20 protein-coding genes and 1 pseudogene are annotated in these 22,036 nt (G+C 70.7%); 12 read left to right on the forward strand and 9 right to left on the reverse strand.

From position 1 onward, the window contains the following. Window positions 1-242 precede the first annotated feature (242 nt). Complete coding sequence (locus ACWDEW_RS00630; protein ID WP_450508222.1) at window positions 243-1,457, reverse strand: magnesium and cobalt transport protein CorA; 1,215 nt, start codon at window positions 1,455-1,457, stop codon at window positions 243-245. A 193-nt stretch (window positions 1,458-1,650) separates the two neighbouring features. Between ACWDEW_RS00630 and ACWDEW_RS00635 the strand changes: the two genes are divergently transcribed. Further along, window positions 1,651-2,760, forward strand: a complete 1,110-nt coding sequence (locus ACWDEW_RS00635) for a winged helix DNA-binding domain-containing protein (protein ID WP_450508731.1) — start codon at window positions 1,651-1,653, stop codon at window positions 2,758-2,760. A gap of 15 nt (window positions 2,761-2,775) precedes the next feature. Here the strand turns inward: ACWDEW_RS00635 and ACWDEW_RS00640 are convergent, their stop codons facing one another. Next, window positions 2,776-3,423, reverse strand: coding sequence for a LysE family translocator (locus ACWDEW_RS00640; protein ID WP_450508224.1), 648 nt, complete (start codon window positions 3,421-3,423; stop codon window positions 2,776-2,778). Between the two features lie 66 nt (window positions 3,424-3,489). On the opposite strand from ACWDEW_RS00640, the pseudogene ACWDEW_RS00645 reads away from it, so the two are divergent. Continuing rightward, window positions 3,490-4,357, forward strand: a pseudogene (locus ACWDEW_RS00645) (LysR family transcriptional regulator). Window positions 4,358-4,448: 91 nt separating this feature from the next. Next, window positions 4,449-4,631: a 4-oxalocrotonate tautomerase DmpI gene (dmpI, locus tag ACWDEW_RS00650; protein ID WP_450508225.1), complete on the forward strand. Its 183-nt coding sequence runs from the start codon at window positions 4,449-4,451 to the stop codon at window positions 4,629-4,631. A 112-nt stretch (window positions 4,632-4,743) separates the two neighbouring features. Here the strand turns inward: dmpI and ACWDEW_RS00655 are convergent, their stop codons facing one another. The 3 genes from ACWDEW_RS00655 to ACWDEW_RS00665 all read right to left on the reverse strand — a co-directional run bounded on the left by ACWDEW_RS00655 (window position 4,744) and on the right by ACWDEW_RS00665 (window position 9,546). Further along, window positions 4,744-5,535 carry a S1 family peptidase gene (locus ACWDEW_RS00655; RefSeq protein ID WP_450508227.1) on the reverse strand — a complete coding sequence of 264 codons (792 nt, stop codon included), beginning with the start codon at window positions 5,533-5,535 and terminating at the stop codon, window positions 4,744-4,746. A 204-nt stretch (window positions 5,536-5,739) separates the two neighbouring features. Beyond that, window positions 5,740-8,559: an ATP-binding protein gene (locus ACWDEW_RS00660; RefSeq protein WP_450508229.1), complete on the reverse strand. Its 2,820-nt coding sequence runs from the start codon at window positions 8,557-8,559 to the stop codon at window positions 5,740-5,742. A gap of 174 nt (window positions 8,560-8,733) precedes the next feature. Beyond that, entirely contained in the window at window positions 8,734-9,546 is an 813-nt protein-coding gene (locus ACWDEW_RS00665) for a response regulator transcription factor (protein WP_450508231.1), read from the reverse strand. 146 nt (window positions 9,547-9,692) lie between these two features. On the opposite strand from ACWDEW_RS00665, the gene ACWDEW_RS00670 reads away from it, so the two are divergent. Then, window positions 9,693-11,369 carry an AMP-binding protein gene (locus ACWDEW_RS00670; protein ID WP_450508233.1) on the forward strand — a complete coding sequence of 559 codons (1,677 nt, stop codon included), beginning with the start codon at window positions 9,693-9,695 and terminating at the stop codon, window positions 11,367-11,369. Further along, the gene (locus ACWDEW_RS00675) at window positions 11,366-12,979 is read left to right on the forward strand and encodes an AMP-binding protein (protein ID WP_450508235.1); all 1,614 of its coding nucleotides are present in this window, start codon (window positions 11,366-11,368) and stop codon (window positions 12,977-12,979) included. The genes ACWDEW_RS00670 and ACWDEW_RS00675 overlap by 4 nt, the downstream gene beginning before the upstream one ends. Window positions 12,980-13,051: 72 nt before the next feature. Here the strand turns inward: ACWDEW_RS00675 and ACWDEW_RS00680 are convergent, their stop codons facing one another. Continuing rightward, window positions 13,052-13,759 (reverse strand): hypothetical protein, encoded by a 708-nt coding sequence (locus tag ACWDEW_RS00680; RefSeq protein WP_450508237.1) that lies wholly within the window; start codon window positions 13,757-13,759, stop codon window positions 13,052-13,054. A 181-nt stretch (window positions 13,760-13,940) separates the two neighbouring features. Between ACWDEW_RS00680 and gcl the strand changes: the two genes are divergently transcribed. Beyond that, entirely contained in the window at window positions 13,941-15,725 is a 1,785-nt protein-coding gene (gene gcl / locus ACWDEW_RS00685; RefSeq protein WP_450508239.1) for a glyoxylate carboligase, read from the forward strand. 72 nt (window positions 15,726-15,797) lie between these two features. Here the strand turns inward: gcl and ACWDEW_RS00690 are convergent, their stop codons facing one another. Further along, window positions 15,798-16,037: a hypothetical protein gene (locus tag ACWDEW_RS00690; RefSeq protein WP_450508241.1), complete on the reverse strand. Its 240-nt coding sequence runs from the start codon at window positions 16,035-16,037 to the stop codon at window positions 15,798-15,800. A gap of 128 nt (window positions 16,038-16,165) precedes the next feature. Here ACWDEW_RS00690 and ACWDEW_RS00695 point away from each other — a divergent pair, with 128 nt between their 5' ends. Further along, complete coding sequence (locus tag ACWDEW_RS00695; protein ID WP_450508243.1) at window positions 16,166-17,128, forward strand: phosphotransferase family protein; 963 nt, start codon at window positions 16,166-16,168, stop codon at window positions 17,126-17,128. Between the two features lie 448 nt (window positions 17,129-17,576). Here ACWDEW_RS00695 and ACWDEW_RS00700 read toward each other — a convergent pair whose 3' ends face one another. Both ACWDEW_RS00700 and ACWDEW_RS00705 read right to left on the reverse strand, forming a co-directional pair. After that, window positions 17,577-18,467 (reverse strand): 2-hydroxy-3-oxopropionate reductase, encoded by an 891-nt coding sequence (locus tag ACWDEW_RS00700; RefSeq protein ID WP_450508245.1) that lies wholly within the window; start codon window positions 18,465-18,467, stop codon window positions 17,577-17,579. Between the two features lie 22 nt (window positions 18,468-18,489). Next, window positions 18,490-19,311 (reverse strand): TIM barrel protein, encoded by an 822-nt coding sequence (locus tag ACWDEW_RS00705; RefSeq protein WP_450508247.1) that lies wholly within the window; start codon window positions 19,309-19,311, stop codon window positions 18,490-18,492. Between the two features lie 161 nt (window positions 19,312-19,472). On the opposite strand from ACWDEW_RS00705, the gene ACWDEW_RS00710 reads away from it, so the two are divergent. The 5 genes from ACWDEW_RS00710 to pucL all read left to right on the forward strand — a co-directional run bounded on the left by ACWDEW_RS00710 (window position 19,473) and on the right by pucL (window position 22,021). After that, the gene (locus tag ACWDEW_RS00710) at window positions 19,473-19,724 is read left to right on the forward strand and encodes a hypothetical protein (protein ID WP_450508248.1); all 252 of its coding nucleotides are present in this window, start codon (window positions 19,473-19,475) and stop codon (window positions 19,722-19,724) included. After that, a complete protein-coding gene (locus ACWDEW_RS00715) occupies window positions 19,721-20,089 on the forward strand; it encodes a helix-turn-helix domain-containing protein (protein ID WP_450508250.1) in 369 nt (122 codons plus the stop codon). Before ACWDEW_RS00710 ends, ACWDEW_RS00715 begins: the two co-directional genes overlap by 4 nt. A 122-nt stretch (window positions 20,090-20,211) precedes the next feature. Continuing rightward, the gene (gene uraD / locus ACWDEW_RS00720; protein ID WP_450508252.1) at window positions 20,212-20,727 is read left to right on the forward strand and encodes a 2-oxo-4-hydroxy-4-carboxy-5-ureidoimidazoline decarboxylase; all 516 of its coding nucleotides are present in this window, start codon (window positions 20,212-20,214) and stop codon (window positions 20,725-20,727) included. Further along, window positions 20,724-21,131 carry a hydroxyisourate hydrolase gene (gene uraH, locus ACWDEW_RS00725; RefSeq protein ID WP_450508253.1) on the forward strand — a complete coding sequence of 136 codons (408 nt, stop codon included), beginning with the start codon at window positions 20,724-20,726 and terminating at the stop codon, window positions 21,129-21,131. Before uraD ends, uraH begins: the two co-directional genes overlap by 4 nt. A gap of 5 nt (window positions 21,132-21,136) precedes the next feature. After that, window positions 21,137-22,021 carry a factor-independent urate hydroxylase gene (gene pucL, locus ACWDEW_RS00730; RefSeq protein WP_450508255.1) on the forward strand — a complete coding sequence of 295 codons (885 nt, stop codon included), beginning with the start codon at window positions 21,137-21,139 and terminating at the stop codon, window positions 22,019-22,021. The last annotated feature ends 15 nt before the right edge of the window (window positions 22,022-22,036 follow it).

Genomic DNA, 22,036 nt, shown 5'->3' on the forward strand with positions numbered 1-22,036 from the left:
GCGCCTGGAGAGGTGGCAGCAGGCCGAGGTCTTCGACCCGTTGCACCGCATCCTGCTCGCCGAGTTGAACGCGACCGGTGAACTCGACTGGTCGCACGTGTGCGTGGACGGCCCTCACGTACGGGCGAAAACCCGCCGACGGATCGAAGGGCGACTCATTCTCCCCAGCGGCCTCGAAGGCATCGTCGGAGCCGGCGATCGCACCCACGCCACCGATCGGCAGCGTCTCCCAGGACGATTACTCACAGCCAGTCTTTTCTCTTGAAGATGAGGTACAGACTGGTGCACACAACCGCCATCAGGACGATCGCGAAGGGATATCCGAGCGCCCAGTGCAACTCCGGCATCCGCCGGAAGTTCATCCCGTAGATCGTGCCGACCAGCGTCGGCGCGAACAGAATCGCCGCCCAAGAAGAGATCTTCTTGATCTCCTCGTTCTGCTCGAACCCCGCCTCCGCCAACGCCCGCATTTCCGCGTTCTGTTGCTGCGTGACGAGGGTCGCGTTCACCGTGAGGATGTCGGTGAGGGCCTGGCGGAAGCCGTCGACTCGTTCGCTGGTGTGGGTGACGTGGTCGGCGACGTCGCGGAGGTAGCGCTGGAGTTCCTCGTCCGTGCCGTACTTCGCGAAGCCCGCCATCAGGCTGTGCAGCATGCCGACCAGGGGGCGGGTGGCGCGCTGGAACTCGACCATTTCCCGGGAGAGTTCGTAGATGCGGCGGGAGACCGCCGGGTCGCCGCGGAAGACCTCCGTCTCGATCTCGTCGATGTCGGTCTGGACGCCGGTGACCACCGGCGCGTAGCCGTCGACGACCGCGTCCAGGATCGCGTACAGCACCGCCTCGGGGCCGAGATTGAGCAACTCCGGTGTTTCCTCCATGCGTTGGCGGACCGCCGAGAGGTCGGGCGCCGCGCCGTGCCGGACCGTGATCACGAAGTCCGGGCCGACGAAGACGTGCAGTTCGCCGAAGTCGACCTCCTCCGGTGTGTCCAAGTAGCGGGCGGCGCTGAGGACTACGAAGAGCGTGTCGCCGTAGCGCTCCAGTTTCGGGCGCTGGTGGGCCTCCATCGCGTCCTCGACCGCCAGGGGGTGAAGGTCGAACTCGGCGGCCAGGGAGAGGAGTTCGGCCTCGGTGGGGCGGGCGAGGCCGATCCAGGCCATGCCGGACGGCTGTTCGCGCAGCTCGCGGAAGGTGTCGGCGAGGGTGTCCGGCGCCGAGACCCGCACCCCGTCCCGGTACAGCGCGGCCTGGACGACGCTGCCCGCGTCGGAGGGCTCGTAAGGGGGTGCGTCGGCGGCGGACGTCGGAGGCTCGGGTGCGGGCGTCGGGGGCGGGGCGGGTGTGCGGCGCCAGCCGGACTTTCGGCCGGTTCCGCCGGTTCCGCCGGTTCCGCCGGCCCCACGGGTCCTGCCGGTCCAGCCGTTCTTCGAGGTGGGGCGGGCGCGTCGCTGGGGCATCGCGGTGCCTCTCGATCGGGCCTGTGGCTGCGTGATCACGGAGCAAGAGCACGAGCAGGATATACGGGGGCAAACGGACTCGGCGTCGGAACGGGGTCCGGAAAACGGTGAGAGTTGCGGACCGAACGTGTCCGCAATCGCCGCTAGCGTGCGGAGTGTGACCAAGGCGAAGACCGGAATGGCGAAGACCGCGATGGCGAAGAACCCGACCGCTCCCGTACTGGACCTCCGCGCACTCAACCGCGCCACCCTCGACCGGCAGCTCCTCCTGCGCCCCTCACCGCTCTCCGCCCAGGCCGCCGTTGAGCATCTCCTCGGCCTCCAGGCCCAGAACGTCAAGCCGCCGTACTACGCGCTCGCCGCCCGCCTCGACGGCTTCACGCCCGAGGCGCTGTCCGGGCCGATGGCCGAGCGCGAGGTCGTCCGGATCGTCACCATGCGGTCCACCATCCACACCCACACGGCCGCCGACGCCCTCACCCTGCGCCCGCTGGTGCAGGCCGCCCGCGACCGTGAGCTCGGCAACTTCCGCAAGGGGCTCGTTGGCGTCGACCTCGACCGGCTCGCCGTACTCGCCCGTGAACTCGTCGAGGCCGAGCCGCGCACCATGAAGGAGTTGCGCGAGGCGCTGCTCGTCGAGTGGCCGGCCGCCGATCCGCAGGCCCTCGCGATCGCCGCCCGCTGCAAACTCCCCCTTGTCCAGGTCACTCCACGCGGGCTGTGGGGCCGCAGCGGTCAGGTCGCGCTCACCACCGCCGAGCACTGGCTGGGGCGTCCCGCCGAACCCGCGCCCGGCCCGGACGCGACCGTGCTGCGCTATCTCGCCGCCTTCGGCCCGGCCTCCGTCAAGGACATGCAGACCTGGGCCGGCCTGACCCGGCTGCGCGAGGCCTTCGAACGGCTGCGCCCGCGGCTCGTCACCTTCTACGACCCCAACGGCGTCGAACTCTTCGACCTCCCCGGCGCGCCCCGCCCGGCCGCGGACACCCCGGCCCCGCCGCGCTTCCTGCCCGAGTTCGACAATCTGCTCCTCTCCCACGCCGACCGTACCCGGGTCGTACCGGCCGAGTACTGGGGCCGTGCCTGGCAGGGCAACGTCGCCCACCGCACGCTCCTCGCCGACGGCTTCCTCGCCGGGGTCTGGAAATTCGACGACGGCGACGGTCATCTCGTCGTCGAGCCCTTCGGTCGGCTGACCAAGGCCCAGTGTGACGAGGTCACCGCCGAAGGGGCGCGGATGCTCGACACCATGCACCCGGGGAGGTCGTACGACATCCGGTTCGGGACGGTCGTAGGGGCGTAGGGCCGCCGTAGCGGGTCAGTCCGCGCGGCCCGTCACCGCCACCGTCACGCCCAGGCCGATCATCGTGAAGCCGCCCGCGCCGCCGATCAGGGACAGGCGGCGGTCGGAGCCGGCGAACCAGGTGCGGGCCGCCGAGGCGGTGAGGCCCCACAGGGTGTCCGTGACCAGGCCGATGGAGATGGGGATCAGGCCGAGCAGGAGCATCTGGAGGGGGACATGGCCCGCCGAGTGGTTCACGAACTGGGGGAGTACGGCGGCGAAGAACACCACGCCCTTGGGGTTGGTGACGCCGACGAGGGCGCCGTCCAGGACCGTGCGCAGGTCACCTCGCGGTTCCGACGCCTGGTCCGTCCGCATCGCCGAGGCCTTCAGGTCCTTGCGGTGGCGGAAGGCCTGGACACCCAGGTAGACGAGGTAGGCCGCGCCCGCGAGTTTCACCGTCAGGTAGATCGTGACCGAGCGTTCGACGAGTGAGCCGATACCGAACGCCACCGCCGTCACCAGCAGGTACGAGCCGAAGACGTTGCCGATCGCCGTCGCCACAGCCGTGCGGCGGCCGTGGGCGAGCGCCCGGCCGATGACGAACAGGACGCTCGGCCCCGGGATCACGATCACCAGCAGCGACATCGCCGCGAAGGCGAGGAAACGGTCCGTGGACACCATGGCCATCACTCCCATCAGGGGGCTCATTGAAACAGGCGTCCAGGAGCTCCCTCTAGAGTCGAACCCATGGAATTGCGGCAGCTCAGCTACTTCGTCGCCGTCGCCGAGGAGCTGCACTTCGGGCGGGCCGCCATGGGGGAGGCTGCACATCGCGCAGTCGGCGGTCAGTCAGCAAGTGCGGCGGCTGGAGCGGGAGTTGGGGGCCGAGCTGTTCGACCGGTCGCCCCGGCGGGTGCGGCTGACGGGGGCGGGGGAGCGGCTGCTGCCCGAGGCGCGGGCAGTGCTGGCCGCCGAGCGGGCCCGGGCCGCCGTCGCTCCGCCGGCGGGGCTGCGGATCGGGACCAGTACCGGGCTCGGCGCCCATCTGGACCGGGTTCTCGGCGCGTTCGCCGAACGGGCACCGGACGTGCCCGTCGGGCTGTTCTCGCTGCCGGTCGGCGAGCGGCCGGCCCGGGTCGCCGGCGGGCAGCTGGACGCCGCGTTCGTCCGGGCCGTCGAGCCGGTGCCGGGCGTACGGGTGCTGCCCCCGTGGTCCGATCCCCTCGTGGCCGCCGTCCCCGCCTCGCATCCGCTGGCCCGGCGCCCCGAGATCCGCGTCGACGAACTGGCCGCGCTGCCCCTCGCCCTCACCGAGCGCCGGAACAACCCGGCACTGGTGGACCTTGTTGTCGGCGCCTGTCACGCGGCGGGATTCGAGCCGCTGCCCGGACCGGTGGGCGGGTCCCTCCAGGACGCCCTCGCCACCATCGGCACCCGCCCGCTGTGGACCGTCGTCTACGCCTCCCACGCGCGCGTCCTGCACCACCCAGGCGTGGCCTTCGTACCGTTCGCCGCACCGGGGCCGACTCTCTCGACGGGGCTCGCCGTGCATGCCACGCGTACGCCCCCGCATCTCGACACCCTGCTGCCGGCCTGCGGCGATCACGAGAACTGATCGCCGCGTTCGCGGGCTGCTTCTTGGTCGGGGACGCCCGGCGCGATGAACTGGACCCGCCGAAAAGGAGCCCGACTCAAGGGAGTTCAGCATGCCCGTCGTGACCATCCAGCAGGGCCCGCGCGACGTCGAGCTGAAGCGGGACCTCGTCAAGCGCGCCGCCGACGCCTTCGTGGCCGCGTACAAGATCCCCGCCGAGACCGTGCAGGTGTGGATCCACGAGGCGCCCGCCGACAGCTGGGGAGCGGCCGGGCAGCTCGTCGCCGACAAGTAGCAGGCATCGGACGACCTGCCGGGCACATGGACAGGGTGCGTTGCGGGCTGCTCGTGGAAGCCCGCAACGCACCCTGGTTCTTCCCTGAGGAGTACTCAGGAGACCTTCCGGGTTACGAGTTGACCTGTGTGGTCACCAGGGTGGAGAACGTGGTCAGCCGGGTGTAGACACCCGGGTAACCCGCCTCGGCACACCCCTCGCCCCAAGAAGTGATCCCTGCCAGGACGCCCCCGATGAGCAGGGGACCGCCGCTGTCGCCCTGGCAGGTGTCTACGCCGCCGGATGTGTATCCGGCGCAAACCATGTCGGACGCGATGAAGTCCGAACCGTAGGAGCTCTTGCAGCTGGTGTCGGACACGATCGGGACGGTCGCGGTCCGCAGCTGGTTGGAGGAGCTGCCGTTCTCCGAGGTGGTGCCCCAGCCGAGGATGCGGGCCGTGGTGCCGGCCGCGTACACGCTGGTCTGCGAGGAGGAGACGTACGAGGCCGTCGTGTACGGCATCGAGGTCGAGAGGGTGAGGACGGCCACGTCGTCGCCGTTGGTGGCGTCCGTGTAGCTGGGGTTGATCCAGATCTTGCTGACCTTGCTGACGGTGCCGTTCGTACCGTTGAGGTACGTGCGGCCGCCGACCACGCGCACGCTGCTGGTGGTCTCGCCGACCATGCAGTGGGCCGCGGTGATCACCTTGGTGGCGGAGACGAGCGTGCCGCCGCAGAACTGGTTCTGCGAGGCGTCCGTGATCTGCATGACGAACGGGTACGACGTGGTCGTGGTCGTGGTGCCGCCGACGATGGGCTGGGGGGCTGCCACAGCGGTGGGGGCGCTGAGCAGTGCGGTCGCTGCGGCAGCGGCGGCTGCTGCGACGACTGCGGTGGTTCTCTTGGCGCGGTTGAGCCCGAACATGAGTCTCCTCATTAGGGTTGCCGGTGGGGGGTCGCGCGGGTGTGGGGGTGTGCAACGGGGGTCGCGGGACCGACCCCCGTATGCCCGGGCGAGCGGCACACCCATAAGCTAGAACCAGGCACACCCTGCTCCCAATGAGGGAACCCCCTAGGGGAGTTGGGCAGGGAAAACCCTCGGTCGCCGCACAGTTAACCCGTAGGGTCCTCAGTTCGGACGGCGCCCCGCCGCCAGTCGGACGATATCCACCCGCGAGCGGATCCCCAGCTTCCGGTAGACCCGGGTCAGGGTCGCCTCGACCGTCTTGACGCTGATGAACAGCCGGGCGGCGATCTCCCGGTTGGTGGCGCCCTCCATGACCAGCGCGGCGACCTGACGCTCCATCGAGGCCAGCCCGTCGAGTCCGTCCAGGACGGGCGGTGCGGGGACGGCCGCGGGCGCCGGCTCCGGCGGGCGGGTGACGGCGGCCTCGTCGACCTGCCGCAGCCAGGGCAGGGCGCGGCAGCGGCGGAAGAGGCGGGTCGCCTCGTCGTACGACGTGGGGCCGGGCTGCCCGGTGCGCAGCGACGCCAGTGCGAAGGCGGCGCGGGCCTCCTCCAGGCCGTAGCCGAGTTTGGCGAGCCGGTCCTGAACGGACGTCAGTTGTGCCACGGCGGCGTCGTGTTCGCCGCGGGCGGCGCGCACCATGGCCTCGGCGCGGTCGAGTACGGCGAGGACGCTCTCGCGGCCGAGCCGTAGCGCGCGTTCGCGGGTGACGTCGATGACGTCCTGGGCCTCGGCGGTCTCGCCGATCTGCACGAGGGCCTCGGCGAGGTCGCCGTGCCAGCGTCCGCGTGCCGGGTCGGTCACCTTGAGGGCCTGCTCCAGTTCGCGGACCCGGCGCAGCGAGCGGACGGTTCCGTGGTGGTCGCCGGCGACCAACTGGGCGTATCCCAGGGCGCCGAGGGCCCGGGACAGATACATCTGGTCGCCGTCCTCCTCGGCGTGCTCGACCGCCTCCCGGGCAAGGGCGAGAGCCTCCTCGACGTCACCGCCGGAGGCCTCGGCGAGCGCGGTGAGCATCGCGGAGGCGGTCTGGCCGATGCCGGAGTCGCGGGCCAGCCTGAGGCCCTCGCGGGCCAGGTCGAGGGCGCGGCCGCAGTGCCCGGAGCGCAGTTCGGTCTCCGCGAACCCGCGCAGGAAGTGCACCTCGCTCTCCACCGACCCGCGCCGCCGCACCTCGCGCAGCAGCGCGGTGATGGTGGCACGGGCCTCCGGCAGCTGATCGCTCATCACCAGCCAGCGGAAGCGGGCCGAACCGGCGCCGTTGTGATGGCAGGCCACCCTCGGGTCCTGGGGTTCCTTCAGCGCGCGCTTGATGGTGAGGGGGGCGTCCGGATGGCCCATCAGGGTCTCGGCCTGCGCCTGGAAGGAGAGCGCGAGGAGTTCGGTGCGCCGGTCGCCGGCGAGCGCCGCGAGTTCGGCCGAGCGCGCGGTCTCCGCCCGGGCCTCGGCGAAGTCGCCCTCCACGAGCAGGGCGCGCCAGGCCAGCTGGTAGCGGACCAGGGCGAGCAGCCGGGGGTCGTCGCCCGCGTCGGCGAGGGCTTGCGGGAAGACGGCGTCGACGTCCGCCATGGAGTGGCCCGCCGTGTCGATCACGATGATCCAGGCCCGCACCCGCTCGGCGGGCACCGAGGTCCGGCTCAGCACCTCGCGCGCGATGTCCCGGGCGAGGTCCAGTTCGCCCGCGGTGATGGCGTCCTCGGAGGCCTGCAGCCGCCGCTCGTCGGGACCCGGCACGCTGTCGCCAGGCGTGTGCCGGGCCGCCAGCAGTCCAAGGGAGGCGGCGACCGACGGCGCTCCGCGGTCGCGGGCCAGGGTCGCGGCCTCGGCGAGCCGGGCGGCGACCTCCGGGTCGGTGCCGGTGGTCGCCAGGGCCAGGTGCCGGGCGCGCTCGATGGGATCGGAGGCCGCGGTGGACAGGGCCGCGTGCGCGGCCCGCCGCTCCTGCGCGGGGGCCTCGGCGTACAGCGCGGCCGAGATCAGCGGATGCGCGAACCGGACGGCGGGACCCTCGGGTTCCGTTGCCAGCAGGCCGAGTTCGGCGGCCTGGGCGGTCTCGGCCTCGGCGTTCTCGCGGCCGGCCGTCTGGAGCAGGGCCACGGTGGGGCGGGCGCCCGCGCTGGCGACCAGCAGGGTGCGACGGGCCTCGGCGGGCAGCATGTCGAGCCGGCTCAGCACCAACGCGCGTAGTGACGTGGGCACGGGGAGCGGCTCGCCGGGTCTGGGCGGGGTGGGGTTCTCGGCCAGGGCGCGGCCCAGCTCCAGCGCGAACAGCGGGTTGCCGCCGCTGGTGCGGTGGATCTCGCGGACCGTGGAGCGGGGCAGCCCGGTGTAGCCGCGGTCGTCGAGCAGCGCGGAGACCTGCGCCCGGGAGAGCGGGCTGAGGCGGAACGCGAGGGTGTCGGGCGGCGAGGCGTTCAGATAGCGGTCGTACTCCTGGCCCTCGGTGCGCACCGCGAAGATCATCTGCACCTGGGTGTCGCCGAGGCGGCGGGCGGCGAAGCCGAGGAGTTCCGCGCTGGCCGGGTCCAGCCACTGCAGGTCGTCCGCCACGACGAGGACCGGGCCGTCGGCGGCGAGCGCGCGCAGCGCGGACAGGACGGCGAGACGCAGGGCGAGGCCGTCGCGCTGGAGGGAGGACTCGCCGCGTCCGGTGAGCGCGGATTCCAGTGCCGTGCGCTGGGCGGCGGGCAGCCGCTCGGACACCTCGTCGAGGACCAGACCGAGGAGGTCGGCGAGGGCCAGGAAGGGGAGATGTGATTCGGACTCCGTGGCCGAGCAGCGCAACACGGTCCGCGCCGAGTCGCCGTATTCCGCGCTCAGCGCCCGCAGGACGGTCGACTTTCCTATTCCGGCGGGGCCGTGGAGCAGCACACTGCCACCGCCGGCGAGCTGGTCACGGGCGGCGTTGAACATCTCCTCCCGGCCGATGACCAGGTCGGGGCGGGTTCTGGCCGGCTCCTTGAAGTCCCGTCGCACGGTCACCGCTCCCCTCGTGTGTCGTGTCCGGGCCAATATTAGGCAATCAGTCCTTGAATTTCGGATGGATGGGGTCGTGAGGGAAATAACAACCGTGTGACAGGAGGAAATTCAAAGCTCCGATGAATGAATAGACGGCCCTCACCGGAGCCGGTCCCCGGGCCCGCGCAGGCGCCCGTCTCACGGCAGCACCCCCGCCCGCCGCGCCGCCACCACGGCCTCCCCGCGGGTGTGCGCGCCGAGCTTCCGCATCGCCGAGCGCAGATACCCCTTCACCGTCTCCGGCCGCAGCCCGAGCCGCTCCGCCGCGACCGCGTTCGTCGCCCCGGCCGCCACACACGCCAGTACGTCCAGTTCCCGAGGCGCCAGTTCCACCTGCCCGGTGGCCGACTCGGACGTCAACAGGCCGCAGGCGTCCAGGAGTTCGGCCCGCAGCGCCGGATCCGGGATGCGAGGGGCCAGCGCCCGCAGCGCCGCGTGCGCCTCCCGTACCTGCTCCCACACCGTGCTCGCCGCCGGGTCTGGGGCGGGTGCCGGACGCGCCGCGCTCAGCAGTTCCCCCACCTCCTCCCGGACCACCAGCGCCTGTTCCACGTCCCGGGCCGCCGCCATCGCCGCGCTCAGCATCCGGTCGCCGAGCGGCTGGGCGGTGCGCAGCGCGCCGTAGAGGACACCGCGAACCCGGCGCCGTACGACGACCGGGACGGCGAGGATCGCGCGCAGGCCCTCGGCGGCCACCGGGGCGTCGTACTCGTGGCTGATCTGGCGGGAGGCGGAGTAGTCCAGGACGGCGCACGGGCGGGCCAGGGCGACGGCCTTGCCGCCGAGACCGTTGCCCGAGTTCACCGCGAGGGCGCGCAGCGACGGGGTCAGCGTGCCGCTCAGTTCGCTGATGCGCATCTGCTGCCGGCCGCTCTCCACCAGGCCGCCGAAGGCGACCGGCAGTCCCGTGCCGCGCCGGAGCCGTACCAGTGCCGCCTGAATCTCCACCATCCCCGCCGCGTCCGTCGCCACCCGCTTGCCCCTTCATTGCGGCCGTTCCGCTGCACACACCCCCGTACGGGGGTAGTGAGACCCACATCACGGATTACACGATGTCAGAGAGCCGCCCGGCAATGGTCCGGTACCTAGGAGGACAGATGACGACGGCGAGTGAGTCGTTCCGTAGTGCGCGGGATTTCCTGTTGGCACATCGCGAGGACTATGCCACGGCCTACGAGGGTTTCTCCTGGCCCCGGCCCGAGCACTTCAACTGGGCCTTCGACTGGTTCGACGTCATCGCCCACGGCAACGCCGGCACCGCGCTGCACATCGTCGAGGAGGACGGCCGCGAGACCAAGCTGTCCTTCGGCGAGCTGTCCGTCCGCTCGGACCAGGCCGCGCACTGGCTGCGCACGCGAGGCGTCCGCTCCGAGGACCGGATCCTGGTCATGCTCGGCAACCAGGCCGAGCTGTGGATCACCGCCCTGGCCGCGATGAAGCTCGGCGCCGTCGTCATCCCCGCCACCCCGCTGCTGGGCCCCGCCGACCTGCGCGACCGCGTCGACCGCGGCCGGGTCCGGCACGTCGTCGTGCGCGCCGAGGACACCGGCAAGTTCGACGAGGTGCCCGGCCACTACACCCGTATCGCGGTGGGCGGCGAGCGGCCCGGCTGGCTGGACTTCGAGGAGGTCTACGACACCTCCGCCTCCCTCTTCGTGCGGGACCCCGCCCCGACCCTGGCCGACGACCCGCTGATGCTGTACTTCACCTCGGGCACCACCGCCCGCCCCAAGCTGGTCGAGCACACCCACACCTCGTACCCGATCGGCCATCTGGCCACCATGTACTGGATCGGGCTCCGGCCCGGCGACGTGCACCTCAACATCTCCTCGCCCGGCTGGGCCAAGCACGCCTGGTCGAACCTCTTCGCCCCCTGGAACGCCGAGGCGACCGTCTTCATCCACAACTACACACGCTTCGACCCGGTCCGGCTGATGGCCGAGATGGACCGCGCGGGTGTGACGACGTTCTGTGCCCCGCCGACGGTGTGGCGGATGCTCATCCAGGCCGACCTGACCCAGCTGCGCACCCCGCCCCGCGAGGCCCTGGCCGCGGGGGAGCCGCTGAATCCCGAGGTCATCGAGCAGGTCCGGCGCGCGTGGGGCGTCACCATCCGGGACGGCTTCGGGCAGACCGAGACCGCCGTCCAGGTCTCCAACAGCCCCGGGCAGCCGCTGAAGACGGGTTCGATGGGCCGGCCGAGTCCGGGGTACCGGGTCGAACTCCTCGACCCGGTGTCCGGTGTCCCGGGCGTGGCCGAGGGCGAGATCGCGCTCGACCTGTCCAACCGGCCCGTGGGCCTGATGACCGGCTACCACGGAGACCCGGACCGTACGACGGAGGCGATGGCCGGCGGCTACTACCGCACCGGCGACATCGGCTCCCGCGACGAGGACGGCTACATCACCTACGTCGGCCGGTCCGACGACGTCTTCAAGGCCTCCGACTACAAGATCTCCCCGTTCGAGCTGGAGAGCGCGCTGCTGGAGCACGAGGCGGTGGCCGAGGCCGCCGTGGTGCCCGCGCCGGACGAGCTGCGGCTCGCCGTACCGAAGGCGTACGTCGTGCTCGCGGCCGGGTGGGAGCCGGGGCCCGACACGGCAAAGGTGCTGTTCGAGCACTCGCGGGACGTCCTCGCCCCCTACAAGCGCATCCGGCGGCTGGAGTTCGCCGAGCTGCCCAAGACCGTCTCCGGCAAGATCCGCCGGATCGAACTGCGGGAGGCGACGGCCGCCGGGTCGGGCGCCGAGTACCGCGAGGAGGACTTCCGATGAACTCGCCGTCGAACTCTCCGGTGGACTCGTACAGCCATGGAACCAGCGGGACTTCGCTCCTCGGCGACACCATCGGCGCCAACCTCGACCGGGCGGTGGCCGCCTGGCCCGACCGTGAGGCGCTCGTCGACGTACCCTCCGGACGGCGCTGGACCTACGGTCAATTCGCCGCCGATGTAGATCAGTTGGCGTGCGCGCTGCTCGCGAGCGGGGTCGCCAAGGGCGACCGGGTCGGGATCTGGGCGATCAACTGCCCCGAGTGGGTGCTCGTCCAGTACGCCACCGCCCGTATCGGCGCGGTCATGGTGAACATCAACCCGGCCTACCGCACCCACGAGGTCGAGTACGTCCTCAACCAGGCGGGCATCTCGGTCCTGTTCTCCTCGGTCGCCCACAAGAGCAGCGACTACCGGGGGATGGTCGACCAAGTGCGGGGCAAGTGCGCGGAGTTGCGGGAAGTCGTGTACATCGGCGACCCGAGCTGGGACGCACTGCTCGGCCGTGGCACGGGTGACGAGCCGTACCCGGAGCTGTCCTGCGACGACCCCATCAACATCCAGTACACCTCGGGCACGACCGGCTTCCCCAAGGGCGCCACGCTCTCCCACCACAACATCCTCAACAACGGTTATTTCGTCGGAGAGTTGATCGCGTACACCGAGCAGGACCGGGTCTGCATCCCCGTGCCCTTCTACCACTGCTTCGGCATGGTCATGGGCAACCTGGCCGCGACCTCGCACGGCGCGTGCATCGTCATCCCGGCCCCGTCCTTCGACTCGGTGGCAACCCTGGACGCCGTACAGCGGGAGCGCTGCACATCCCTCTACGGCGTACCGACCATGTTCATCGCGGAGTTGAACCTCCCCGACTTCGCGTCCTACGACCTCTCGTCCCTCCGCACCGGCATCATGGCGGGATCGCCCTGCCCGGTCGAGGTGATGAAACGGGTGGTCGCCGAGATGCACATGGCCGAGGTGTCCATCTGCTACGGCATGACGGAGACGTCCCCGGTCTCGCTCCAGACGCGGATGGACGACGACCTGGAACACCGCACCGGCACGGTCGGCAGGGTCCTGCCGCACCTGGAGGTCAAGGTCGTCGACCCGGCGACCGGCGTCACCCAACCCCGGGGCGCCGCAGGGGAGTTGTGCACCCGCGGCTACAGCGTGATGCTCGGCTACTGGAACGAGCCCGGGAAGACCGCCGAGGCGATCGACGCCGGTCGCTGGATGCACACGGGTGACCTCGCGGTGATGCGCGAGGACGGCTACGTCGAGATCGTCGGCCGCATCAAGGACATGATCATCCGGGGTGGCGAGAACATCTACCCGCGCGAGATCGAGGAGTTCCTCTACACCCACCCGAAGATCGCAGACGTCCAGGTGGTCGGAGTACCCCACGAGCGCTACGGCGAGGAGGTGTTGGCCTGCGTCATCCCACGCGACCCGGCCGACCCCCTGACCCTGGAGGAACTCCGCGCCTTCTGCGAGGACAGGCTGGCCCACTACAAGATCCCGACCCTGCTCCAGCTCATGGACGCCTTCCCGATGACGGTCTCGGGAAAGGTACGGAAGATCGAACTGCGGGAGCGGGCGGTGCGGGAACGCTGACGGGGGTGGGCGGGGCGGCCGTCGGCCGCGGTGAATCGCCGCGAAGCGGGCGTGGTTGTCGCGGCCCGCGAACTAACCCCCCGCCGCGTCGAGTTGATCCGCGAGTTCGTTGACCGGCTGAGGCGTGCCCGTGAGGTCGAGGACGAAGAGGGGGACGCCGAGGGAGTCGGCGCGGGCGCGGGCGTCGTCGGCGTAGCCGGCGAGGGAGAAGTAGACGCAGCCCGTGGACTCCGTCATCGCGGTCAGCCACAGGCACTCCACGTCCCGGAGTGAGGCGGGGCGCACGGTGGGGTCCACCTGGGCCAGGATGCCGCGGGCGGCCAGGCCGATGCCGGACGGGGGACGCTGGTCGGCGCGGCGGATGTCGCGGTAGCCGAGCCAGCGCAAGTAGAGCGCGGCGGCGGTGACCGCGTCGCGCGCGGTGCGGATCGTGACGGGCTGGAAGGCGGGCCGGTCCCGGGCGCCGCTGTCGACCCTGGGGACGCTCGCGGCCGGCTGCGCCGGCGGCTCCTCCCCGGCGACGGGAATCCGCAGCAGGGTCCCGCACGGGCAGCCCAGCTCCGGGTACGGCCACTCGTCCAGCCGGCCGCAGGCCTCGCAGCGCACCGCGATCCAGTCCTCGTCCCAGACCCGGTGGCTCACGACCGTGGCCGCACCGCGCGGATCGAGCGGCGGGGCCACGGGGGCACCGCAGACACAGGGATAGGACGGTGCGGCATAGACGTGCTCACGTCGGCAGGCCGGACAGCGCACCGGCACGCTCTCGGACATGAGCCCCATGGTCCTCCTGGAAACCCCTGCTTGTCCGTGTCTTGACGGCCTTCGTCCCTCCACTTACATTTCTTCCAGATAGTAGAATCTATTTTCCGCAATGCGGAAGTCAACGCAGAACTCAATGCGGGATTACTCACCGCGGGGCGCGACGGTGACGCGAATCCGACAGCCGAAGCAGGAGTACTCCATGGCTCGTATGACCGCTGCCCGCGCGGCAGTCGAGATCCTCAAGCGCGAGGGCGTCAGCGACGCGTTCGGCGTCCCCGGCGCGGCGATCAACCCCTTCTACGCCGCTCTCAAGGCCGCAGGCGGTATCCACCACACCCTCGCCCGGCATGTCGAGGGCGCCTCGCACATGGCCGAGGGCTACACCCGTACCCGCCCCGGCAACATCGGCGTCTGCATCGGCACCTCGGGCCCGGCCGGCACCGACATGATCACCGGCCTCTACTCCGCGACCGGAGACTCCGTCCCGATCCTCTGCATCACCGGCCAGGCCCCGACCTCCGTGATCCACAAGGAGGACTTCCAGGCCGTCGACATCGCCTCCATCGCGGGACCGGTCACGAAGATGGCGGTCACCGTCCTGGAGGCGGCCCAGGTCCCCGGCGTCTTCCAGCAGGCCTTCCACCTGATGCGCTCGGGCCGCCCCGGCCCGGTCCTCGTCGACCTGCCGATCGACGTCCAGCTCACCGAGATCGAGTTCGACCCGGAGACGTACGAGCCGCTGCCCGTCTACAAACCGGCCGCGACCCGCGCCCAGATCGAGAAGGCGCTCGGCATGCTCAACGCCTCCGAACGGCCGCTGATCGTCGCCGGCGGCGGTGTCATCAACGCCGATGCGGCCGAACTCCTCGTCGAATTGGCCGAGTTGACCGGCACCCCGGTCGTCCCCACCCTGATGGGCTGGGGCGCCCTGCCCGACGACCACGAACTGAACGCCGGCATGGTCGGCCTCCAGACCTCGCACCGCTACGGCAACGCGACCTTCCTGGAGTCCGACTTCGTCCTCGGCATCGGCAACCGCTGGGCCAACCGTCACACCGGCAGGCTGGACGTCTACACCGCCGGACGCACCTTCGTCCACGTCGACATCGAGCCGACCCAGATCGGCCGGATCTTCGCCCCCGACTACGGCATCGCCTCCGACGCGAAGGCGGCGCTGGAGCTTTTCGTGGAAGTGGCAAGGGAGTTGAAGGCGGCGGGCAGCCTGCCCGACCGCTCCGCCTGGGCGGCCTCGGCGCAGGAGAAGAGGTCAACTCTCCAGCGCCGTACGCACTTCGACGACATCCCGATCAAACCGCAGCGTGTCTACGAGGAGATGAACAAGGCCTTCGGCCCGGAGACCCGGTACGTCTCCACCATCGGCCTCTCGCAGATCGCCGGCGCCCAGATGCTGCACGTCTACCGCCCCCGCCACTGGATCAACTGCGGCCAGGCGGGCCCCCTCGGCTGGACGATCCCGGCCGCGCTCGGCGTCGCCAAGGCCGACCCCGAGGCGTCCGTCGTCGCCCTCTCCGGCGACTACGACTTCCAGTTCATGATCGAGGAACTGGCGGTCGGCGCCCAGCACCGCATCCCGTACGTCCATGTCCTGGTGAACAACGCCTACCTGGGCCTCATCCGCCAGGCGCAGCTCGGCCTGGACATCAACTTCCAGGTCAACCTGGAGTTTGAGAACATCAACTCTCCTGAGCTGGGCGTCTACGGCGTCGACCACGTCAAGGTCGTCGAGGGCCTGGGCTGCAAGGCCATCCGGGTCACCGACCCCGCCGACCTCGCCACCGCCTTCGAGCAGGCGAAGAAGCTCGCCGCGGAGTTCCGCGTGCCGGTCGTCGTCGAGGCGATCCTGGAGCGCGTCACCAACATCTCGATGAGCCGGACCAACGACATCGGCGAGGTGGTGGAGTTCGAGGACATCGCGACCGAGCCGGGACACGCGCCGACGTCGATCAGGACGCTGAAGGTCTGAGACACCGGAGGAGAGGGGGCCGTCCTGAGGGACGGCCCCCTCTTTCGTGGCGCCGTGCCGTCGCTCGCCGACTCACTGATCGTGGTGCTCCGACAGCCCCGGCCAGTCCTCCGGCCCACCGCCCTGCCACTCGATCAGGTCGCTCTCCTCGACCTCGATCCGGTCCAGGTCGGCCAGCCGCAGGATCTCGACGACGTCGTCCAGGTGGGAGGCGATCCCGAGGGTCTCGTCGCCGGTGGTGACCCGACGCGAGCCGTCCAGGGCCGGGGGATGGACCACGATGTGCGGAAACTCCGTCGATGGATGTGTCATGCGTCAAGGCTCCTGCGAAACGGGCGCACGCGCACGCCGGTGGCGGGGCGACATGTGTGCGTGACCGCAGTGCGCGTCGCCGGCAAAAGCTTCTGCGCGAGCCGCCGTCCGGATGGTGGGGTGGCACGGTGATCGACCACGACGATGCGGGCGCCGTCAGAGCGCGGACGCTGGCCTGGGTGGGCCGGTATCTGAAGGCCGGCGAACGGATCGTCAGAACCGAGGCCCTGCACGGCGGCATCACCGCCGAGATGCGGCGGCTGACCGTCGCGACGCGGAACGGAGGCGTCCGCCACCTGGTGCTGCGGAGCTTCGTCGACCCGTACTTCGTGGAGCACGCCGAGGCCATGCTGAACCGGGAGGCCGGTGCCCTCACCCTGCTCGCGGGGACCGGTGTGCCGGTTCCCGGACTGGTCGCGGCCGATCCGACCGCCGCGCACTGCGAGTACCCGTCGCTCCTCATGACCCATCTGGCGGGCCGGACGTTCCTCGACGACGAGGGACTGGAGGCGCGCGTCCCCCTGCTGGCCCGTCAGCTCGTGGCGATCCACGCGTTACGGCCCGCCGAGCGGCCCGGGAAGTACGAGGCGTGGACGACCGCCGACGCCGTCGTCCCCCCGGACGGCGCCGACCCGGCGGCATGGGCCGCGGCGATCGCGGTGATCCGCAAGCCCGCGCCGCCCTACGAGGGGCGATTCCTGCACCGGGACTTCCACCCCGGCAACGTGCTGTTCGACGTACCGCCCCCGTCCGCGGCGGGTCCGCGGATCACCGGGGTCGTCGACTGGGTGCAGACCAGCTGGGGTCCGGCGGACCTCGATGTGGCGCACTGCTCCACCAATCTCGCGCTGCTGCACGGCCCGGCGTGGGGTCTGCGGTTCGCCGAGGCGTACGAGGAGGCGGGCGGGGTGCCGGCCGCCGCGGCGGGCGAGCGGCTGTACTGGCGGCTGCTGGACGCGCTGGCATTCGCGGGTGGCGTGGCGGCCGTGGTCCGGCCGTGGCAGCAGGCGGGGCGGGTGGAGCTGACGGCACGGGCGGTGGAGGAACGGCTCGATGCCTATGTCACCGCTCTGCTGGACGCGCTCGGCTGAGCCGGGGCGGGCCGGGCCGGGGCGCCGACGTACAAGGAGTTCCTTGGACGACGCCGAACGCTCCCTCGCCGGGGAGAGCACGGCGTAGGGAGCGCTGCGGGCTGGCCGTCCGACGGCGCGAGGCTGGGCGTGACAGGACGTTCGCGCCGCCGGACGGGGTCATGGGTGGGGGATTTCCAATCGAGGTTTCGGCCGGGACCGCGGCGGGGGCGACGGAACCGGGGCCGCTTCCCTCAGGTCGAGAAGGAGGCCCCGGGACCTTCACCACCGCACTGGCTCGCACTCCGCCGCGGTCCTGGCCCGCCCGCGCCGTGCCGGCGACCACCCCTCATCCGGGTCGTCCGGCGCACACGGGCCGTCTTTCGGTTCTCGGTCGGGCGTGATTCCGGGCGGCGCCACCGCCTGGGCGCGACAGGACATATGTCGGCGGCGGCGCCGTCCGGAAGTCTCAGAGCTGCGCGCCGGAGAGGCGCTCGACGGCGCGCAGCAGCGCCGAGTGGTCCAGGCCGCCGTCGCCCTGCGCGCGCAGCGACGCGACGAGTTGGGCCACCACCGCGCCGACCGGCAGGGCCGCGCCGACGGTGCGGGCCGCGTCCGTGACGATGCCCATGTCCTTGTGGTGGAGGTCGATCCGGAAGCCCGGCTTGAAGTCGCGGTTGAGGAAGTTCTCCTTCTTCCGCGCCAGCACGGTCGAGCCCGCGAGCCCGCCGTTCAGGACGTCGAGGGCGGCGGCCAGGTCCACGCCCGACTTCTCCAGGAAGACCACGGCCTCGGCGCACGCCTGGATGTTCACGGCGACGATCAGCTGGTTGGCGGCCTTCACGGTCTGGCCGGAGCCGTGCGGACCGCACAGCACGATCGTCTTCCCGAGCGCGTCGAAGACCGGCCGTGCCTCGTCGAAGTCGGCCCGGTCGCCGCCGACCATGATGGACAGGACGGCCTCGATCGCACCGGCCTCACCGCCGGACACGGGGGCGTCCAGGACCCGAATTCCCTTGTCCGCGGCGGCCTTTGCCAGGTCGACCGAGGTCTGCGGGGTGATCGACGACATGTCGATCAGCAGGGCGCCGGCGCGCGCGTTCTCCAGGATGCCGTCGGGGCCGTAGGCGATGGCCTCGACCTGGGGGGACGCGGGCACCATCGTGATCACCACGTCGGCGTCGCGCACGGCCTCGGCGATGGAGCCGGCCGGGCTGCCGCCGGCGGTGGCCAGGCGGTCCAACTTGTCCTGTTCCAAGGTGAATCCGGTGACGTCGTAACCGGCCTTGAGCAGGTTCTCGGACATGGGGGAGCCCATGATGCCGAGGCCTATCCAGGCGATCTTGGGGAGTTTGCTCATCGGAAGTGCCTTTCGGTGAAAGTCAGTTGGGCAGCCAGTCGAAGGCCTCGGCGCTCGGGCGGTCGCCGGGCTTGTACTCCAGGCCCACCCAGCCGTCGTAACCGGCCTTCCTCAGCTGGTCGAGGAGGTCTTCGAGGGGGAGCGCGCCGGTGCCGGGGGCGCCGCGGCCCGGGTTGTCCGCGATCTGCACATGGCCGGTCTTCGCCGTGAACTGCTCGATCACCGACGGGAGTTCCTCGCCGTTCATCGAGAGGTGGTAGAGGTCCATCAGGAAGCGCGCGTTGCCCAGGCCGGTCGCGTCGTTCACCTTGTCGACGATGCCCACGGCGGCCGGGGCGCTGACGAGCGGGTACAACGGCGACTCGGGCCTGTTGAGCGCCTCGATCAGCAGGACCGCGCCGATCCGGTCGGCGGCGCGGGCCGCGAGGACCAGGTTCTCCAGTGCGAGCGCGTCCTGCTCGGCCGGGTCGACGCCGGCCACGCGGTTGCCGTAGAGCGCGTTGAGCGCCGTGGCGCCCACTGAGCCCGCGAAGTCGGCGGCCACGTCGATGTTCGCGCGGAACCGCTCCGACTCCTCGCCGGGGATCGACAGGGCGCCGCGGTCGGGCCCCGGGAGCTGCCCGGCGTAGAAGTTCAGGCCGGTGAGCTGGACGCCCGCGTCCTCCAACGCCCGTTTGAGGGCGTCGAGTTCGGACCGTGCGGGGGTGGGGGAGTCGACCCAGGGCCACCACAGCTCGACCGCGGTGAACCCTGCCGCGGCCGCTGCCGCGGGGCGCTCCAGGAGCGGGAGTTCGGTGAAGAGGATCGACAGGTTGACGTTGAAGCGCTGGTCTGCGAATCCCATCGGGGTCGCGCTCCCTTCCGTGTCGGATGCCATGTCCGGGGTGGCGTATCGAGTTTCCGTATTGCGGAATATTGTTTCTGCTTAATGGAAGATTGCCGTCGGGTGTCGGAGCTTGTCAAGAGGGCTCGGCGGAAAACGGCACCGCGCGTTAGGTTGTGCCCGTGCGATTGCGAGTGGAGTTCACGACAGAGCCCTTCGACCTCGACGAGGCCCCCGCGCATGCGCTGGTCGCCAGGGAGGTCGTCGAGGGGGCGGAGCTGGACGCCGTGGACGTCGGGCCGTTCGGCAACACGGCCGAGGGGAGTGCCGACGCGGTGCTCGCCGCCGTCGACGCGCTGTTGCGCAGGACCCTGAAGGCCGGTGCCACCCGGATCTCGCTCCAGCTCAACGTGATCGGCGATGGCGACCGGTGACCGGCGTCGGTGACGAGCCCTTCATCACGGCCGTGAAGCCGCTGGTCGACGCGATGGGCGGCGAACTGGTCCCGCCCGACGAGGCCGGCCCCGACGACGTCGTGCTCGCCTGGGAGGGCGCCGACGTGGTCGCCGTACGCCTGCCGCAGCTCGCGGACTCGCTGGACCACATCCTGGCGGCCATGGAGCGCAAGAAGGGCAAGCCCCTCGCGGACCTGGACCGCAAGGCCAAGCAGGAGGTCGTACGGATACTGGAGGCGCGCGGCGCCTTCTCCGTGCGGCACGGCGTGGAGACCGTGGCGAGCGCCCTCGGTGTCAGCCGGTTCACCGTCTACAACTACCTGAACCGCGAGAAGGAGAGCTGAGTCGCGGGGAGGGGGCTGGGCCGCCCGGTTGTTACCCGGAATTTTCAACAAAGTGTTGACGTGGTGGTGACGAGGGCGTTAGCTACTGCCAGCCCGTTCAGCACAAGGCCACGGAGGCTCCCGTGACGTCGACATCCACGCCGCCGGGTCTCGCCCGGTTCAACGCCCTGGAGGAGCACGCGGCCCTGGCCGCCCTCCTGGAGGTGTGCGCATCCACGGCGTGGGCAGGGCGACTGCTCGCCGGCCGTCCGTACGGCGGACCCGGGGACCTCTACGCCGAGAGCGACGCGGCGACGGCGGACCTGACCGCCGGGGACCTCGGCGAGGCGATGGCCGGCCACCCGCCGATCGGTCGCCCCAAGCCCGGTGACCCCACCTCCGCCCGCGAACAGCGCGGCATGGCGGGCGCCTCCGAGGAGCTCAGGGCAGAGATGCTCGACCTCAACCTGGCGTACCAGGAGAGGTTCGGCCATGTCTTCCTGATCTGCGCCACCGGCCGCACCGGCGAGCAGATGCGCGACGCGGTCAGGGAACGGATCGGCAACCCGCCGGAGCGGGAACGCGAGATCGTCCGCACCGAGTTGGGGAAGATCAACCGCATCCGGCTGGCCAAGCTCGCAGAGGAAGAAACGGCATGAGTAGCGCTACCACCGCCTCGGTGTCCACGCACATCCTGGACACCTCCGTCGGTCGCCCCGCCGCGGGCGTCGCCGTCCAACTCGCGTCCCGCAGTGGGGCGTTGGCGGACTGGCAGGCGCTCGGCGGTTCCGCGACCGACGCGGACGGGCGGTGCAAGGACCTCCCGGCGCTGCCGACGGGCACCACACACGTGCGGCTCGACTTCGCCGTCGAGGCGTATTTCCAGCGTTCAGAGACCAAGCAAGCCGATGCGCAGCAGGACGCCCCCGCGAATCGGGACAGCGGTACGACCGGAGTGTTCTTCCCGGAGGTGGCGATCACCTTCGCCGTGCACCCCGGCGAGCACTATCACGTACCGCTGCTGCTCAACCCGTTCGGCTACTCCGTATACCGAGGGAGCTAGCAGACATGCCCACGATTCTTGGACAGAACCAGTACGGCAAGGCCGAGAACCGAGTCGTCAGGATCACGCGGGACGGCGCCACCCACCACATCAAGGACCTCAACGTCTCCGTGTCGCTGAGCGGCGACATGGACGAGGTCCACTACTCCGGCTCCAACACCAACGTGCTGCCGACCGACACCACCAAGAACACGGTGTACGCCTTCGCCAAGGAGCACGGCATCGAGTCGGCCGAGCAGTTCGGCATCCACCTCGCCCGGCACTTCGTGACCTCGCAGGACCCGATCAAGCAGGCGCGTATCCGCATTGAGGAGTACGCCTGGGAGCGTACGACGGGGGGCCACTCCTTCGTCCGCAAGGGCCAGGAGACCCGGCTCACCCAGATCACGTACGACGGCCGGAGCTGGGAAGTCGTCTCCGGGCTGAAGGACCTGACGGTACTCAACTCGACGGACTCCGAGTTCTGGGGCTACGTCAAGGACAAGTACACGACCCTCCCCGAGGCCTACGACCGCATCCTCGCGACCGAGGTGTCCGGGCGCTGGCGCTTCAACTGGTCCGACGACGCACAGGAGATGCCCGACTGGGAGACCTCCTACGAGCGGACGAAGCAGCACATGCTCCAGGCCTTCGCCGAGACGTACTCGCTGTCGCTCCAGCAGACCCTGTACCAGATGGGTTCGCGGATCATCGACAACCGCGAGGAGATAGACGAGGTCCGCTTCTCGCTCCCCAACAAGCACCATTTCCTTGTGGACCTGGCGCCGTTCGGGCTGAAGAACGACAACGAGGTGTACTTCGCCGCCGACCGGCCCTACGGCCTGATCGAGGCGACCGTCCTGCGGGACGGCTGCGAGCCGAGGATCCCGGTGGATCTCACCAATCTCTGACGCGAACGACGCGGA

Source organism: Streptomyces sp. NPDC001100 (assembly GCF_053598575.1).

Bases quoted from the DNA above. Each gene is read 5' to 3' on its own strand.
- ACWDEW_RS00630 (WP_450508222.1), bottom strand. From the start codon at position 1,457: ATGCCCCAGCGACGCGCCCGCCCCACCTCGAAGAACGGCTGGACCGGC.
- ACWDEW_RS00635 (WP_450508731.1), top strand. From the start codon at position 1,651: ATGGCGAAGAACCCGACCGCTCCCGTACTGGACCTCCGCGCACTCAAC.
- ACWDEW_RS00640 (WP_450508224.1), bottom strand. From the start codon at position 3,423: ATGGTGTCCACGGACCGTTTCCTCGCCTTCGCGGCGATGTCGCTGCTG.
- dmpI (WP_450508225.1), top strand. From the start codon at position 4,449: ATGCCCGTCGTGACCATCCAGCAGGGCCCGCGCGACGTCGAGCTGAAG.
- ACWDEW_RS00655 (WP_450508227.1), bottom strand. From the start codon at position 5,535: ATGTTCGGGCTCAACCGCGCCAAGAGAACCACCGCAGTCGTCGCAGCA.
- ACWDEW_RS00665 (WP_450508231.1), bottom strand. From the start codon at position 9,546: ATGGTGGAGATTCAGGCGGCACTGGTACGGCTCCGGCGCGGCACGGGA.
- ACWDEW_RS00670 (WP_450508233.1), top strand. From the start codon at position 9,693: ATGACGACGGCGAGTGAGTCGTTCCGTAGTGCGCGGGATTTCCTGTTG.
- ACWDEW_RS00675 (WP_450508235.1), top strand. From the start codon at position 11,366: ATGAACTCGCCGTCGAACTCTCCGGTGGACTCGTACAGCCATGGAACC.
- ACWDEW_RS00680 (WP_450508237.1), bottom strand. From the start codon at position 13,759: ATGGGGCTCATGTCCGAGAGCGTGCCGGTGCGCTGTCCGGCCTGCCGA.
- gcl (WP_450508239.1), top strand. From the start codon at position 13,941: ATGGCTCGTATGACCGCTGCCCGCGCGGCAGTCGAGATCCTCAAGCGC.
- ACWDEW_RS00690 (WP_450508241.1), bottom strand. From the start codon at position 16,037: ATGACACATCCATCGACGGAGTTTCCGCACATCGTGGTCCATCCCCCG.
- ACWDEW_RS00700 (WP_450508245.1), bottom strand. From the start codon at position 18,467: ATGAGCAAACTCCCCAAGATCGCCTGGATAGGCCTCGGCATCATGGGC.
- ACWDEW_RS00705 (WP_450508247.1), bottom strand. From the start codon at position 19,311: ATGGGATTCGCAGACCAGCGCTTCAACGTCAACCTGTCGATCCTCTTC.
- uraH (WP_450508253.1), top strand. From the start codon at position 20,724: ATGAGTAGCGCTACCACCGCCTCGGTGTCCACGCACATCCTGGACACC.
- pucL (WP_450508255.1), top strand. From the start codon at position 21,137: ATGCCCACGATTCTTGGACAGAACCAGTACGGCAAGGCCGAGAACCGA.